Here is a 16,462-nt window from a genome sequence, read left to right as displayed (position 1 = left end):
TTAATCGGATTATAAGTAGCCAATTCAATTAATTTGTTACAGCTGTAACGCCCAACCGCCGACTTTTTTCCTGTTCATCCTTACTGTTATACCATGTTTCCCTCAAACAAAGGCTACCTCAGCTATAAGTTACATTCACTTCAGCTTTATCAAACTCTCGTATATGTGCCGTATATGTTCCGTACATGTCTCGTATATGTCTCGTTCCTATAAAGAGACGAGACATGTACGGAACAACAGCTAAATAACTGGGCGTCAATAGGGTGATAGTAGTAAATCTGATATAAGGCTGACCTGAGCCTGGAATAAGGCCGCACAGGCAAAAACATAAGGAAAACGTGGATAAAGCAAGGAGAACACAAGACGCGTGAAAATTCCGAAAATATATAACCTTAACGCGAATGCGCTGTTACATATTTTTTGTAAATTACATGTATTAATTAATCATTAAACCAATTATCATGGGACGAATGAAAAAACCATTTGACCTTACCGGATCTGTAGGTAAGATCTCCATTTACAACATGAGGGGCTTCGATGAACCGATTGTTCGTAGAAAAGGCGGCCCCACCAAAAAGATGGTAAAAAACAGGGCGTCATTTGAAACTACCCGCCGAAACAACAGCGAATTTGGCGGAAGAGCGCACATAGCCAGCCTGGTAATGCAAATCCTTAGGCCGATGAAATATGTGGGCGATTATAATTTAGCCGGGCCGCTGACCTCACTATTCATCCCCATCCAGGTGCTGGATACCGTGAGCGAGCACGGGGAACGAAACATTGAACTTACAAAAAATCCCGGATTGCTGACGGGTTTTAATCTCAACCGGCGCACTCCATTTACCAACATTATTACTAACCCAATTAGCTATACGTTGTCGAAAGAAAAGCTATCGGCCACGGTTACTATCCCTGAACTTATACCAGGGGCCAATTTCTTTCCGCAAGAGCAATTCACCTGGTATAAATTTATCTCAATCCTGGGTGTTGTTGAAGATGTATTTTACGGCGCCAGGGGATATAAGACTAAAGCTGGTTACCCGCTAACACCTGGTTATCGGGTAATTGAACAAACCGGCTGGTTCAATATAACCCCTAAAAGCCAGGCCGTTACACTTACCTGCAGTTTCAACGCATCACCAGCCGAAGTAATAGGTTCCACAGAAATTAACAACTACAGTTGTTTACTGGCCATTGGCATTGCCTATGGATCTATGGAACGCGGGGAAGTTGAAATGGTCAAGTATGTTGGTGGCGGGAAGGTATTAGCTATGGAATAACGCAGGCCTCCCATCTGGCAGAAGGCCGGGAGGCGGCCGGGGGCCGTGCAGGGGTGTATTTCTTTCAGCCCTCTGCCCTCTGCCTTCTGCCCTTATTACATCAGCTCAATCACAATAATCGTATCCGGTTCTGCAATCGCCAGCCCCTCCGTAGAAACTGCTACGCCATTTTTCATTTTTGTGTATTTAACCGGTGTACCCGTACCCAATAGTTTTACCTGTTTAATTTTCATCTTGCCGTCGGGTAACAGAATAACGTCGGCATCAGGTGCTTTGAAAACGTGCAAATAAATGAACTTGCCTTTTTGCGTGGTTACGCCCCAATCCTGCGGTTTAAGCGGACCACCACGGGTTCCATATACGCTTTCGCCATATTGTTGCAGCCACTTGCCTGCTCCGGCCAGCGTATCGGTAAACTCCGATTGTATTACACCTGTAGGCATCGGCCCTACATTCAACAACAGGTTGGCATCCCGACCGGCAGCACCCACCAGTAAACGCACCACCTGGTTCACCGATTTATAATTACGATCGGTGATGTTATATCCCCAGGCGCCATTGGTGGTTTCGCAGGTTTCTAATGGCAATGCGTCTGATGGCTTTTGAAAGCTCAATCCCGACCTGTTCTCACCCGGCAGGTCCCGTTCGAACATTTGAAAATCTTCGCCCGCAAATGGCGTCATATGATGGTTGTTGCCGATCATACATTGCGGTTGCAATTTATGAATGAGCTCATAGATCTCGTTATACTTCCAGTCGATGCGCGAAGAACGATCGGCCTGGCCTTCGGGATTGGTCTGGTCCCAATGCCCATCGAACCAGATACACATGATATCACCGTAGTTCGTCAACAATTCGGTTAACTGGTTCTTCATGAACTGCAGGTACGAGGCGTAATCGCCTTTACCGGTTCTGCCCGTACCCTTTCCCGTACGACCGGTTTCCCAGGGATAATCGGTGCGGTACCAGTCGAGCAGGGAATAATACAGTCCGAGTTTTATGCCTTGTTTGCGGCATTCTTCCGACAACATTTTCAATACATCTTTACCATAGGTTGTATTGGTTATTTTCCAGTCGGAATATTTTGTGTCCCAGTTGGAGAATCCATCGTGGTGGCGGGTAATGAAAACAATGTATTTCATACCCGCGTTTTTGGCCGTAGCTACCCATTGCGCTGCATTGAAATCAACGGGGTTGAACGCATGCAGCAGGCGGGTATAATCAACCACCTTTATGTTCCGGTTATTCATTACCCATTCGCCATCGGCGAGTGTGCTGGATAAACCCCAATGAATAAACATCCCGAATTTATCGACCTGGAATTGTTGCCGGGCCTGCAGGTTTTGCTGCGTGGGCGTGTAACTACTATTGCTGTTGGCAGTAGATTGAGAAAACAGGCAGGCAGAAATAAGCAGTAAGCTGGCAATCGTTGCAAGAAGGTATTTCATGTTATGAAAATACCATTTCCCATTGAGATTTAACGATTGCAAGCCAACTAGTTTATATTGATTTTATTTCGCCGCCATCCATCCGGATAGCAGTACCCATGAGCCATTTGGCCCCGGGCGATACCATAAAGGCGATCAGTTCGGCAATGTCTTCCGGTTCGCCATAGCGCTCCAGGTGTGCTTCTGCCAGGAATTTTGTCTGCGCTGCTGCTATAGAAAGATTATTGGCTGTCGCCCATTTTGTAAGAAACTGCATGCGGCGGTTGCTCATAACGGGACCGGGTAACAGACTATTCACCTGAACACCATCCAGCAGCCCCTGTTCGGCAAAAGCTTTAGCAAGGGCGCAGATGGCCGCATTAAGTGTTGCAACAGCGGCAAAGCCGGGTTTGGGCGCTTCTGCTGAACTACCAGACATAAAAACAACCGATCCTTTAGCCGCTTTCAGCATTGGCCAGGCTTTGATAGTTAGCCTTCTGGCGCCATGCAGTTTACCTTCCGCGCCATCGTTCCATTGTTCATCGGTCATTTCAAACAGGTTGATCTGCGGCACAGCACCGGCGATATTACACAACGCATCGATGCGACCGAACCTATTATTGGTTTCACTGATCACCTGGTCTGCCGCGGCTGCCTGCCTAAGGTCTGCGACAATAATGAGCGGTTCCGCCCCCATTGCCCTGATACTTTCGGCGGTATTTTCCAATTCCTCTGCCCGTCTGCCTACCAATACCACCCGGTTGAAATCCTTAGCCAGTTTTACAGCGGTAGCCCGGCCAATGCCGGCGCTTGCCCCGGTTACTATTGCAACTTTTGTTTCCATAAGTAATGTCTTTACACTTGAATGAATGCGTTTGTTAACGGGGCAGTTTTGCCAGGAAGTTGATTATGTCTGCACCAATTTCGGGCGCATGTGTTTCCAGCGCAAAGTGTCCGGTATTGTAGAATTTTATGGTAGCGTTATGGATGTCTTTTTTATAGGCTTCGGCGCCGGCTGGTAAAAAGAAAGGATCTTTATTGCCCCAGGCAGCCAGAAATGCCGGTTGCTTTTCCCGGAAATAATTTTGAAATGTGGGATACAGGGCCACGTTATTGGCGTAGTCTTTAAACAGGTCCAGCTGAATTTCTACATTGCCTTCCTGATCGAGGAAGTATTGATCGAGGGTATATGACTCGGGTGCAATCAGTGATTCATCCTCCACACCCGTAAAATACTGAAATTTTGTTAGGTCAAGCGTGGTCATCATTTTCAATGCATTCCGGTTTTCGAGGGTGGGTTGCTGCCAGTATTTTTGAATGGGGTTCCAGCCTTCGCTTAATCCTTCTATGTAAGCATTGCCGTTTTGAGAAATAATACCAGTGATCTTTTCGGGATTGGCCACCGCGAGGCGATAACCTACCGGCGCCCCATAATCGAATACATACAGCGCAAACCGTTGCAAGCCCAATTGGTCAATAAACCCCTGGATGTGGCTGGCGAGGTTATCGAACGTATAAGCAAACGCCTTGAGTGATGGTTTATCTGAATAACCAAAACCGGGCAGATCGGGCGCTATCACATGATACTGTTCGCTCAGGATCGGGATCAGGTTCCGGAACATGTGCGAAGAAGTGGGATAACCATGTAACAACAATACTATCGGTGCACCGGGCACACCTGCCTCGCGATAAAAGATGTTTAGTTCATTTACTTTAATGTTGCGATAATTGATTGTAAAACTCATATTTATTGGTTTTATATTTACCGGGCGAATAAATACAGACAAGTCTGTTTTTTATAGCAAAAGAGCGAGGACATGCAAATACCAGGTTAACTATTGTTACGGCTCCTTTGACAAATCAAAGGTAAAGGAAAAGGCTTGAAACAGACAAGTCTGTTTTTATTTATTTAGAAGATTTTGCCGATTTTATGAACAACGGGCAGACGACGCTACTCCTCCGCCAGTTGCCGGATTCGTCGGGCGAGGCAGAAAGAAATGCCAAAGGCAGTGGCAGAGGGAAATACAACCACCCCTGCTCCTCCCGGGAAGGGATTCCTGAAACCGGGCTATAATAAGTGGTTGATGATGTTTTTGGCGCGTTCAATGGGCCATACCCGGTTATGTACTTTATTGGCCATGAGTGAGCCTTCGAACAGTACATAGATCTCATCGGCCAGTTGTTCTTTTCCGATGGGCGTCAACAGCTGCGTGAACAACGTACGCACGTTGTTTTTCTGATGCTGGATCTGTTTTACCACGCGTTCCGTACCGGCCGGGATCTCTGCGATTATATTGAGGAAATTACAGCCGTTGTATTCTTTTTGCTGCACCAGGTCGATCAGGTAATCAAATACCGCCAGTACTTTTTCTTTGGGACTGTTTCCTTTTTCCGAAGCCTGCTTTAATGCCTTATCGGTGGCTTCGCCTGCCGTTTCGAGGTAAGCCATCAGAATGTCTTCCTTGGTTCTGAAAGCCGTATACAAAGAGGACTTCACCACCCCTGACTCCTCCACAATCTGGTTGATACCGGTATTTCCATACCCCTGTTTATAGAACAGGCGGGAAGCAGTATCGATAACAGTCTGTTTTATTGAATTTTTCCTGTCCGTAGTCATACAACAAAGCTACACCAGTTAAATGAAACAGACAAGTCTGTCTGATTTGAAGCCGGGCCGCTTCCCTTTTGTATAGTACGGGGGATGAACGAAATTGATATACTTTTGGTTGATTAGAAGGGCAGAAGGCAAAGGGCAAAGGGCAGAGATGGATTACTCCATTTATCGGGTTCGCGATTAATGGCATTTAGCGTTCAGCTCTCAACTTAGAGCTTTAAACTTTAAACTGTTTTCTCTCTGCCCTCTGCCTTCTGCCCTCTGCCCGCATCTAATACTTATAAGCGAAACAATCATATAAAAAAGAGGAACAATCATAACATGGAAATTGGTATCAGTACGTTTGTTGAATTAACACCCGACCCGGCTACGGGGAAAAGTATTTCGCAACATCAGCGCATGAAAGACCTGATGGAAGAAGTGGAATTGATGGACCAGGTAGGACTGGATGTTTTTGCGGTTGGTGAGCACCACCGGCCCGATTTCATCGCCTCCTCCCCTGCTGTTATTCTGGCTGCAGCCGCTGCCAAAACCAAGAAATTAAAGCTAAGCAGCGCCGTGACCGTCTTAAGTTCTGCAGACCCGGTTCGGGTGTTCCAGGACTTTGCCACGGTTGACCTGATCAGCGATGGCCGGGCAGAGATCATGGCGGGTCGCGGATCATTTATTGAATCGTTTCCGCTGTTTGGGTACAACCTGAACGATTACGACGACCTGTTTGCCGAAAAGCTCGATCTGCTGGTTGAACTGACTAAAAACGAAAAAGTAAGCTGGAAGGGAAAGTTCCGTCCGGCTATCGATAACCTGGGCATCTATCCCCGCCCCTATCAGGCTGAATTACCGGTATGGGTAGCCGTGGGTGGTACTCCGCAATCGGTCATGCGCGCCGCTTCCTACGGCTTACCCCTGGCTATGGCCATCATTGGCGGCAGTCCCGATAACTTTGCCGGTCTGGCACAATTGTACCGGAACACGTATAAGAAATCCGGTCATGATGAGCAAAAACTCCAATTAGCCGTGCATTCACACGGGTATATTGCCGAAACCTCCCAACAGGCTGCAGATGAATTTTATCCTTCCTACAATTATGTAATGACACAGCTGGGAAAAGAACGTGGCTGGCAGCCCATGACGCGCCAGGCCTTTGACCACATGCGCAGCAAACGCGGAGCATTGGTTGTTGGCAGTCCGCAGGAGGTTACTGAAAAGATCCTGTACGAACAGGAACTGCTGGGCCTCACCCGTTTCCTGTTGCATATAAGCGTAGGCACCATGCCGCATGACAAAGTGATGAAAGCTATTGAATTGTTGGGAACAAAAGTAGCGCCGGAAGTGAGGAAATATACTAAGAAGTAAGTTGAAAGTTCAAAGTTTTAAGTTGAAAGTTTAAAGTTGAATGTTTTAAGTTTATAGTTGAAAGGCGGGTCTTTTTGGACCTGCCTTTTGTTTTATTAAAGCTTATTATATCTTTGATGCCATATGAAACTACTCACCTGCACTGGCTTGTTAATGGCTGCTTTTTGGGCCGAAGCCTGCGCCAATAATCCTACTGTGGCTACCGGGCACCGGGTGCCTGTGAAAGATAGCTTTGTAGTTGCACCAGTTGCGCAGATCGATTCTTTTGCGGTTGGTAAAGTGATCGACACCATCACCTGTGTGGCAGATGCGGAGCAGTCATACGCCGCTTATATTCCTGCCATCGGGAATAAAAAAGCCCTGCCGGTGATCTACTTTTTTGATCCGCATGCCAGCGGGGCCCTACCCCTGGAGAAGTACAAAGCACTGGCCGATAAATACGGTTTTCTGCTGATAGGCAGTAATAACTCAAAGAACGGGAACGACTGGCAGGTTACTGATGCCATCTGGCAAATATTGTCGGCCGACACAAAGCAGCGTTTTAAGATAGATCAACAACGGATATATACCGCCGGTTTTTCCGGCGGCGCCAAAGTAGCCGGTTTTGCCGCCTTGAACCATGCCGAAATAAAAGGCGTAATTGCCAATGGGGCTGGTTTGCCGGATGGCGCCGAAGTTAGTAACTATGCATTCAGCTTTACCGGCATAGCCGGCGAGGGTGATATGAACATGAGTGACCTGGTTGCTGTTTCGGCTGCACTCGATAAAACCAACACCCCCCACCGCCTGATGCTCTTCAATGGCAAACATGAATGGGCACCCGAAAAGACAATGGACATCGCTTTCGCCGGTTTTCAATTCGATGCCATGCGCAAAAAACAGTTACCTGTTAATACAACGCTCATCAATTCCTTTGTAGCCGACAGTAAAATAGCTGTAGACATTTACACCAAAGAAAATAACCTGTTGAAAGCAGTGGCTGAATGTACACTGGCCAGCAACCTGCTGAGTGGCTTATCATCTGAAGCTGCCTTCTTTAGTAAGAAAGCGACGTCCCTGATGAACCAGCAAGCCTTTAAAGAACAGAACCAGGAGCGGCAACAATTGCTGCAGGAGGAAGCAACAATAAAGGCCAACTACATGCAGCAGTTTAACGGCGGCGATGTGGAGTACTGGAAAAAGGAAGTGGCCGATCTGCAAACAAAAGCAAAATCGCCTACCGCACGGGGCGCCATGTATCAACGCTTACTGGCGTATTTGTCGCTGGCTTTTTATTCTTTCAGTAATCAACTCGTAGGCAACCACCGCGATGTGGGCGCTGAATATTATGTGAACCTGTATAAACTGGTTGATCCAACCAATAGTGAAGCCTGGTATTTTTCTGCTATCCTTCATGCCCGTTTGAATGATATGGCAGCCGTTGAAGCCGATCTGCTGAAAGCAGTGGAGTATGGCTTTAATGACAAAGCAAGGCTGCATGCGCAGAATGACTTTGCAGGAAGGCCGATCAACTTTGCCAAGATAGAAAGCCTTATGAGATAAGAGAAGGGCAGAAGGCAAAGGGCAGAGGGCAGAGATTTGAAGAAAGGGCAATGGGGCTGTAAGTAGCAAATGCAAGACTAAAGCAAAAGCCTAAAGCAAATACATTAAAGTCCCACCAAATAGAAAATCCCCGGACCATAATGATCCGGGATTTCCGTTTTAAACTTTAAACTGTATTCTCTCTGCCTTCTGCCCTCTGCCCTCTGCCTTCTGCCCTTTGCCCTTTGCCCTTTGCCTTCTGCCCTTTGCCTTCTGCCCTTCATTAAACTACCCATATCTTCTTATCCCAGCTATAGGCTCCTTCGTGCTCGGCTTCTACATTGATGTAGGTTTCGGCAATGTCGGTGAGCATATTGTCGGCACCTTCTTCTTCCATTAAGGTTTTATCGAGGATGTCGGCTGCGCGCTCCATACCCATGGTAACGGCCAGGGCTACCAGTCCGCCGTAGGAGGCTATTTCATAATGTTCTATTTTTTGTGCAGCGATGATCAGGGCGGCATCGCGGGTCATGGTATGTTCTTCCGTTTCCCGTATGATGTTCCTGCATTCCCTGAGTAATCCGTCCATGGCTTCACATTTCTTGCCCTCCGGTTTTTGTCCGATCATATGAAAGATCTTCTCCAGCCGTTTTACATGGCGTTCGGTTTGTTTCATATGGTCTTCTATGGCATCTTCCAACTCTTCGGTAGTGGCCGCATTTTTTACCTCGGGCAATGCCTTTAGTAATTCCTGTTCGGCATAATACATATCCTTTAACTGATCAATAAAAAATTTCTGTAAGAAGGACGGCGATTCTTCCTGTTGCAGGCTGCCCTTCTTTTTTGTTTCTGTTGTATCTGGTGTAAGACCGTTTCTTTTTCCTGTATCTGTAGTTGTTGCCATAATGCCAACTATTTTGGATGATTAAAATGATGGTAAAAGAAGGACAGCGTGTCAAACACGCTATCCTTCGGGGGGATAACCCTGTCTATAAAACAACTAATTATTTATCTCGAACTGCTTTTGCTGCGGTTCGAACCGGAGCGGTTCTTTCTTCCACTGGAACCGGAACCCATTTGGGAACGGTTGCCGGAAGTAGAGCGGTTATTCATGCCCTGGTTTTTATGTGACGCCTCACCGCCCATCCGGCCTATGCGGCGTACTTCTTCTTTTGGCATGCTGGCAAAGCCACGACGTGAAGTGCCGGAGCTGCCATAGCTGCTTCTGCCCATGCCGCGGTTTCCCTGTGGCCATGCACTGTAGTCATCTTCTTCCTCCTGGCCATAACGGCCCTGGCCGGTGTTGTATCCCTGATCGTATGCATGCTCCTGTTCGTATTGGTTGCCCATGCCATACATGCGCTGCCCGTGGCCCTGTTCATGCTGCATGCTGCCAAAACCCCGGCGGGAATGGCCCATCTGGTGTTGCCAGTCTTTATAACCGTCGTCATCTTCATCGAAACCCTCTTCTTCTCCTTCTTCACCATAACGGCCCTGCATATCGTAATCATCATCGTTTTCATCTCCGCCGCGATAATCCTGACCATAATCTTCTTCTTCTTCCTCATTGCCACGATAACGTCCCTGTGAGACCATGGGGTTATAATCTTCATCATAGTCATCTTCACCCTGTCCATATTGGCCATAGCCGCTGTGCTGGCCATATCCCTGGTGTTGTCCCCAACCGCCAGAGCCGCCCTGCATGCCACCCCAGCCTCCCTGACGGCCTTGCTGTCCGCTCCAGCCACCACCACCTTGCTGGCCATATCCACCGTAACCACCTTGCTGGCCTCCGTAACGTCCCCGCTGACCATATTGGCCTTCGTGACCATACCCACCAAAGCCTCCCTGCTGTGAACCATATCCCTGGTTCTGACCCCAGTTTCCGCCTTGTTGATAACCATAGTTGCCACGTTGTCCATAATTTCCCTGGTCATAGTTGCCATACCCTCTATGCTGTCCATAGTCACCTTTGTATCTGTTCCTGTCATTCTGTTCCCTGTAACCATAATTCGTTTGTTGGCCGTAACCACCCATTCTGCCTTGTCCCTGCTGACGTCCAAAGTCTCCATAGTCACCTTGTGATCCGTAACGACCACGGTTTCCTTCATTTTGCCGGCGGCTGTAATCCTGCCGGCTCTGCCGTTCTCTTCTTTGCATAACAAAAGTGTTTAAACGTTAGATAATTGGAATAATAATACCTGCAATTTTGATGCGAAGGGGTTGTTTATATATGCTGTTTAATAATTTTCAACTGGGATTTTCATGCTGAACTATTTCCTCAATATGGTACGTATAGATGTAGCATTCCTGTTCAATTGTACTGGCACATATTTTATAGCTTTTACCATAGATATTTCTCATAAAGGGGTGGTTTTGTAAAGCAAGGTTTATATCCTGAAATATTGGAGTATAAACAGAAATGCGAGATCTGAGAACAGACCCTTATAACCTGATCTGGATAATGCCAGCGAAGGGAGAGAAATTAACAGGGACTCCGGTACATCCGGAGTCTTTTTTTATGCTATAATAAATCGCTTCTCGCCTGGTTGGAGGCTGCTGAATTTTGATAATGCGCGTTCTTTTTTGAGCAGATCGTGTACAGCGCGAGAAATACGTAGAATCATTGCGATGAAAAGCGGGAGGTGTTGCATAATCTTTTCCAGGCAAACCAACCCGTTAAGATGGCCCAAATTCCCAAACAATACAGCGTGACCTGTAGACTTAAAGCTATACTTTTTCCACAAGATCTCGCGGCATTCTTTTTTAAGTCGTTCCTACAGCTATTTCAAATAAGCTATTATTTATGATTTCAAGATCTCATCAGCCTGACAGGTTGAAAATATTTACCTGGCACATTCATGGAAGTTATTTGTACTATTTATCTCAATGCAATTTTGATATTTACATTCCGGTAAATGATAAAAAGAATGAAGGCTATTATGGCCGGGGAAAAACATTTTTATTTGGCGATAATGTAATAGAGGTGCCGGTTTCGCATGTGAAAGCCCTGGATTTTGATTGTATCCTGTTTCAGTCGGAAAAGAATTTCCGCATCGATCAGTATGAAATACTGTCAGCCGAGCAACGAAAATTACCGGCTGTTTATTTAGAGCACAATGCGCCCTCGCCGTATGCGGTAGATTCTTCACATCCATTGTACGATCCCAGGGTGGTATTGGTGCATGTTACCCATTATAATAAGCTGATGTGGAAGAACAATGTACCGATGGTACGCGTCATTCAGCATGGCATTACCGAGGCTTCCCATACTTATACAGGCGAATTAAAGAAAGGAATTGTAGTGATCAACCACATAAAGGAGCGCGGCCGAACAACCGGCTGGGATATTTATGACCGCGTACGCGCAGAAGTACCCATTGACCTGGCCGGCATAGGCACGGAACAATATGGGGGGTTGGGTGAGGTATTGTTTCCCCGTTTAACCGCGTTCACTACCCGTTACCGGTTTTTATTCAATCCCATCCGGCATACCAGTTTTGGTCTTTTCGTATGCGAAGCCATGATGGCCGGTATACCGGTGGTATCGCTCGCCACTACAGAATACGCCAACCTGCTTACCAATGGCGAATCGGCCTTTATCAATACTGATGTCGATGCGCTGATAGCAGGGATGAAATTATTGTTAAATAACCTGCCGTTGGCCACCACCATGGGGCAGCGTGGCCATGCTGTTGCGCAGGAACAATTCAATATGGAACGGTTCATCAGAGAATGGAATGAGGTTTTTGAATTTGCTATCAATAAAAAAATGATGACCGTATGAAGAACATCGCATTTATCAGTGAACATGCTTCGCCCCTGGCCCTGCCGGGCGGCATCGATAATGGCGGACAAAATGTATATGTGGCCGAATTGAGCATGCAGCTGGCACGCAAGGGATACCAGATCGATATTTATACAAGAAGGGACAATACCGAAATGCCCGATATCGTGGAATGGAAACCCGGTGTTCGGGTTATTCATGTTACGGCGGGGCCGCGTTCCTATGTTCCCAAAGAACAGCTGTTGAAGTACATGCAGGAATTTACTTTTCAAATGCTGTTTTTTATGAGCACGCAGGAACTGTATTATGAGTTGATCCATGCGCATTTTTTTATGTCGGCCCTGGTAGCCTCGAACATAAAAAAGGCAACCGGCATACCGTATGTAGTCACCTTTCATGCGTTGGGACTGGTGCGCAAGCTGCATCAGAAACAACAGGATGCCTTTCCACCCGAAAGAACAATTATTGAAAAGCATATTGTAGCCGATGCCAATTTACTGATTGCCGAATGCCCGCAGGACAAAGAAGACCTGATGGAACATTATGACGCCGATCCCGCACGTATTGTAATTGTGCCCTGCGGGTTCAACCCAAGGGATTTTTATCCGGTAGAGCGTTCGGTAGCGCGGGATTTTTTACGGCTGTCGCAACACGACAAAATCATACTGCAGTTAGGCAGGATGGTGCCCAGAAAAGGAGTAGACAATGTGATAAGAGCCGTGGGCATAGCCCGGCATTATACCTGTGGCAATTTGAAATTGCTGGTAGTGGGCGGCGAAAGCGATCAGCCCGATCCCGGGTTAACACCGGAGATAGGCCGGTTACAACAAGTGGCTATTGAAAACGGCGTATACGACCTGGTTACCTTTACAGGACGTAAGCCCCGTTCGATATTGAAATATTATTATGCTGCTGCCGATGTATTTATTTCCACGCCCTGGTACGAACCTTTTGGCATTACGCCACTGGAAGCCATGGCTTGCGGCACGCCCGTGATTGGCAGTAATGTGGGTGGTATTAAATACAGTGTGGTAGATGAGCATACCGGTTTCCTGGTGCCGCCGCACGATCCGGACCAGCTTGCCGATAAAATATGCCAGCTGTTGAATGATGCACCGCTGCATACTGCCCTATGTAAAAACGCCATTAAACATGTGCGTCATACATTTACCTGGTATAAAGTGGCAACCATTATTCAACAGGCCTATAACAGCGTACTGACCGATGTACAGAAACAGACAAAGGCCCCGCCCAGACAAAAGATATCCGATCACGCAGCCCTGCTTCACATTATGAATGTGCTTCCCGTTTTTAAAAGTTCAGTGATATGAAAAAGGCTGTGCAAAAGGCAGTAGCAGAGGGCAGAAAAAAATACAATGCTGCGCGCCACTCGTTTTTCGCACATTCGCCAAAGGCGGACACGCGCTTCTTTATGCAGCACACAATACTGGTTTAGTTTATTGGGGAGGCAGGCTTTTGGCTGTTCCTCTCTGACTTCTGCCCTCTGCCTTCTGCCCTTTACCTTTTAGTTAAGAAACGATCCGTTCCAATTCTTTTCCCTTATACACTTCATACAAACCCAAATCGTTCATATGTACGTAACCGATATGGCAGCCACAGGTGTTGTTGGTGCAGAGGCGGGGTTGTAACAGGGTGGTTAATTCATGCTGGTATAAATTGCCCAGTTTTTCCTTGATGAAATGACAACGGTAAATATTTCCATGGCCATCTACGCTGATCACGGTATCACCGGTTCGACAGGCTTTGCCTTTGCTTTCGTGGTGTACCATGTTATAGGGAACATAGGGATCGACGGCTATTAATCGCTGCCGTTCTTCCTCGTTGTAATAGTCAGCCTGTTTCTTTAATGCATTTACCCATACATATTTTTCAGGGGGCAATAGCGTGCGCATGGTCTCGATTTCAGCAATGGTTTCTTTAAAGCCAACAATTCCTACACTGTATGAAACGCCCAGTTCATCGAGCTGGCGGCATTTATCGAGAAAGGCTTCGCGGCTAACCTGACCGGGATGGTAGGTTGACCACAAGGCTATCTTTTCCTTATTGGCTTTTTGTAACCAGTGCAGCCGGCAGCTGAGATTGGTTTGAATGGCAACTTTTTCTACATGGTCGCAATGACTCAACGCCACCATTGCCTGCTGGTAATAATGGCGGATCAGTCCTTCACCCCAGGGGGTGAAAAAGACCTTGAATTGGATGTGCGGATGCTGTTTGATATAGTCCACAAAACGGGTTACCTGCTGCGCATCGGTGGTCAGCGTTGCGTTGCTGTCTTTCCGTTTGGCGAATGGACAATACGGACAATCGTAATTGCAACTCGACAGATCACCGCGATATAAAATGGAAAGCGTCATTGCAATTCAAATTCTGTGATCAGTTGTTTTATGGGTTCAGAGTACAAAGCCGGACCAATAGCATCGGAATAGTCCAACCCCATACTGGTGAGTTGAAAGATGCCGTTTTGCAGGCTAGCCATGTCAGCCTTTAATAATTCCGGCAACAAAGGATATGCTTCCAGTGCATCGTGTGCATACAGGCTATTGTATCTTTCCAGATCGAGGCCGGTGCCATGTAACACCGACTTGATCACAAACCGCCGTTGTTGTTCTTCTTTATTAAGCTCGATGCCATAATCCACTTCATTAAAGTTGGGGCGGGCAATGTATTGCTGAATAATAGAGCGGATGTTTTGTCGCGCTACTGCATATTCCGAGGAATAATGAACAGCGCTGGTATACGACCGGGCGCCAGCGCCTAAGCCGATCATCCCATCTTCCTGACAGGTATAACTGCGGGCTGCTTGCTTTTGTATTATCCCCTTCTTTTGGAACATCCGCATGGAGACCTGTTTATAACCAGCGGATAACAACAGCTGTTTGGCTTCGCGATAAAAGATAAAGCGATTGTCGTCCTGTGGCTGGCTGAGCCTGGTGATGCCGGTGAGCGGCCGCACGTACAACGGATAAATAAACACTTCTTCCACATTATACCGGATCACTTCCTGTACCGAATGCAACCAGGTTGACAGGGTTTGTCCGTACGTTCCATAAATAAGATCGACATTGATGGTGGCAAAGGGATATTGTTTCAACAGATCGAGGGCCGCATATACTTCTTTATTTTCCTGTGGGCGGCCTAATGCTTTCACTTCATTCTCTAAAAAACTCTGCACGCCCATGCTGATGCGGTCAACGCCCTGTTCGTTGAGCAGGGACAGTTTTTCGCGGGTAACCGTAGCGGGTGACACTTCTACCGAAGTGGGCACCTGTTCCGGCTGCGCGCCCAGTTGTCTTATTATAGTAAACAGCTTTTCCAGTTGCTGCCAGTGTAAAAAGGTGGGGGTGCCACCGCCTACTGCTATTTGTCCAAACGACCGGGGATTGATGTGTTGTTTGATGGCCTTTGCTTCCCGCGCCAGTGTTTTCAGGTAATCGTCTACCATATTGGCCTGTGGATTGGCGATGGTGAACAGGTTGCAGAAACCACAGCGCATTTCACAGAACGGTAAATGCAGATACAGGAAAAGTGCCTCTTTTTTCTCTGCTGACCAAAGCGTTGGCAGAGACAGGTTATTTAACCGGCGGTAGCTGTGTTTATGCGGGTATGTATACGCGTATCCTTCGTAAATAGTATCAAATAAGGTTTTAACCATTGCCTGATTTTTTCAAAATAAAAGTTGACATAGGTACATCCCAAACCGTGGCATGCCCTACGCGATGACCGTAATGATTGTCTTCGCCATATGCAGTGCCATGATCTGAACAAAAAATACAAAACGTATCGCGGTCGCTTTGCCGGAATGCATTCAGCAAAACGGGCAGCTGGCTGTCTACATATTGCATGGCCGCGCCATGCGATTGCAGGGAATCGGTGTCAGCGCCGGGCTGGTAAAAATAATTGGGTTGATGAATGGCCGATACATTGATGAACATAAAAAGCTGTTGCTCCCCCGCCGTTGTTACCAGCCGGGCGGCCTTTTCAAATTGATTGCGGGTTGAGCTTTTGTCTGTAACGCCATAAGCAGGCTCCCAGTAGCTTTCCTGAAAAAGAGAGGGCAATACCCGCCCTAAAGCAGTTTGCCTGTTAAAGAAGCCCACACCGCCAATACAGATGGTCCTGAAGCCGTGTCCGGCAAACCCGGTTACAATATCCGGGGTATCGAACACCAGCGTATGGACACCGGTGGTTTCACTGCCGGCAAAACGGGCTGCAAACAAACGGGGTGCTTTGGCATTGGCCACAGGTGTTGGCAGAAAACCGGCAAAGAAAGCGTGGTGTGCCGCATAGGTAAAACTGCCGGGGGAATGGCAATGCTGCCAGCCTTCCGGAATGTGTTGTTGAAAGTTGGGCGTGGCGGCTTCGCTGAATAAGGCAGCCGCCACATCGTAGCGTAAACTGTCGAGCGTAACAAAGAGCACGTGCATACGCGCCACCACTTCGTTCATATTTATTGGTT

The 16,462-nt window shown here is 47.3% G+C and carries 14 protein-coding genes; 5 read left to right on the top strand and 9 right to left on the bottom strand.

Annotated elements, in window-relative coordinates; translation table 11 throughout:
* The first annotated feature begins 461 nt into the window (after positions 1-461).
* Entirely contained in the window at positions 462-1,280 is an 819-nt protein-coding gene (locus BMX95_RS19180) for a hypothetical protein (RefSeq protein ID WP_133054068.1), read from the top strand.
* A 95-nt stretch (positions 1,281-1,375) separates the two neighbouring features.
* Here the strand turns inward: BMX95_RS19180 and BMX95_RS19175 are convergent, their stop codons facing one another.
* The 4 genes from BMX95_RS19175 to BMX95_RS19160 form a co-directional block, all read right to left on the bottom strand.
* Complete coding sequence (locus tag BMX95_RS19175) at positions 1,376-2,728, bottom strand: alpha-L-fucosidase (protein ID WP_081204048.1); 1,353 nt, start codon at positions 2,726-2,728, stop codon at positions 1,376-1,378.
* A gap of 52 nt (positions 2,729-2,780) precedes the next feature.
* Complete coding sequence (locus BMX95_RS19170; RefSeq protein ID WP_081204049.1) at positions 2,781-3,551, bottom strand: SDR family oxidoreductase; 771 nt, start codon at positions 3,549-3,551, stop codon at positions 2,781-2,783.
* A 34-nt stretch (positions 3,552-3,585) separates the two neighbouring features.
* Positions 3,586-4,452: an alpha/beta fold hydrolase gene (locus BMX95_RS19165; protein WP_081204050.1), complete on the bottom strand. Its 867-nt coding sequence runs from the start codon at positions 4,450-4,452 to the stop codon at positions 3,586-3,588.
* A 323-nt stretch (positions 4,453-4,775) separates the two neighbouring features.
* Positions 4,776-5,324, bottom strand: a complete 549-nt coding sequence (locus tag BMX95_RS19160; RefSeq protein WP_081204051.1) for a TetR/AcrR family transcriptional regulator — start codon at positions 5,322-5,324, stop codon at positions 4,776-4,778.
* A 318-nt stretch (positions 5,325-5,642) separates the two neighbouring features.
* Here BMX95_RS19160 and BMX95_RS19155 point away from each other — a divergent pair, with 318 nt between their 5' ends.
* Entirely contained in the window at positions 5,643-6,677 is a 1,035-nt protein-coding gene (locus BMX95_RS19155; protein ID WP_081204052.1) for an LLM class flavin-dependent oxidoreductase, read from the top strand.
* 123 nt (positions 6,678-6,800) lie between these two features.
* Positions 6,801-8,219: an alpha/beta hydrolase family protein gene (locus BMX95_RS19150; protein WP_133054069.1), complete on the top strand. Its 1,419-nt coding sequence runs from the start codon at positions 6,801-6,803 to the stop codon at positions 8,217-8,219.
* A 262-nt stretch (positions 8,220-8,481) separates the two neighbouring features.
* Here BMX95_RS19150 and BMX95_RS19145 read toward each other — a convergent pair whose 3' ends face one another.
* Together BMX95_RS19145 and BMX95_RS19140 are read right to left on the bottom strand one after the other, a co-directional pair.
* Positions 8,482-9,102, bottom strand: coding sequence for a YciE/YciF ferroxidase family protein (locus BMX95_RS19145; RefSeq protein WP_081204054.1), 621 nt, complete (start codon positions 9,100-9,102; stop codon positions 8,482-8,484).
* 104 nt (positions 9,103-9,206) lie between these two features.
* Positions 9,207-10,358 carry a KGG domain-containing protein gene (locus BMX95_RS19140; protein ID WP_081204056.1) on the bottom strand — a complete coding sequence of 384 codons (1,152 nt, stop codon included), beginning with the start codon at positions 10,356-10,358 and terminating at the stop codon, positions 9,207-9,209.
* Positions 10,359-11,004: 646 nt separating this feature from the next.
* On the opposite strand from BMX95_RS19140, the gene BMX95_RS19130 reads away from it, so the two are divergent.
* Both BMX95_RS19130 and BMX95_RS19125 read left to right on the top strand, forming a co-directional pair.
* Positions 11,005-11,985, top strand: a complete 981-nt coding sequence (locus tag BMX95_RS19130) for a glycosyltransferase (RefSeq protein ID WP_081204060.1) — start codon at positions 11,005-11,007, stop codon at positions 11,983-11,985.
* The gene (locus tag BMX95_RS19125; RefSeq protein WP_081204061.1) at positions 11,982-13,316 is read left to right on the top strand and encodes a glycosyltransferase family 4 protein; all 1,335 of its coding nucleotides are present in this window, start codon (positions 11,982-11,984) and stop codon (positions 13,314-13,316) included. The genes BMX95_RS19130 and BMX95_RS19125 overlap by 4 nt, the downstream gene beginning before the upstream one ends.
* A 198-nt stretch (positions 13,317-13,514) precedes the next feature.
* On the opposite strand, the gene BMX95_RS19120 is transcribed toward BMX95_RS19125, so the two are convergent.
* From BMX95_RS19120 to BMX95_RS19110, 3 genes are read right to left on the bottom strand one after another with little or no spacing between them, the layout of a single operon-like run.
* On the bottom strand, positions 13,515-14,360 hold the full coding sequence (locus BMX95_RS19120; RefSeq protein ID WP_081204063.1) for an STM4011 family radical SAM protein: 846 nt from the start codon (positions 14,358-14,360) through the stop codon (positions 13,515-13,517).
* On the bottom strand, positions 14,357-15,658 hold the full coding sequence (locus BMX95_RS19115; protein ID WP_081204065.1) for an STM4012 family radical SAM protein: 1,302 nt from the start codon (positions 15,656-15,658) through the stop codon (positions 14,357-14,359). The genes BMX95_RS19120 and BMX95_RS19115 overlap by 4 nt, the downstream gene beginning before the upstream one ends.
* Positions 15,651-16,451: an STM4013/SEN3800 family hydrolase gene (locus BMX95_RS19110; RefSeq protein WP_081204154.1), complete on the bottom strand. Its 801-nt coding sequence runs from the start codon at positions 16,449-16,451 to the stop codon at positions 15,651-15,653. Before BMX95_RS19110 ends, BMX95_RS19115 begins: the two co-directional genes overlap by 8 nt.
* Between the last annotated feature and the right edge of the window lie 11 nt (positions 16,452-16,462).

The organism is Niastella yeongjuensis, assembly GCF_900110245.1.
GTDB classification, from domain to species: domain Bacteria; phylum Bacteroidota; class Bacteroidia; order Chitinophagales; family Chitinophagaceae; genus Niastella; species Niastella yeongjuensis.
The sequence above is the reverse complement of the archived record's forward strand: the minus strand, read 5'-3'. Positions and strand labels throughout refer to the sequence as shown.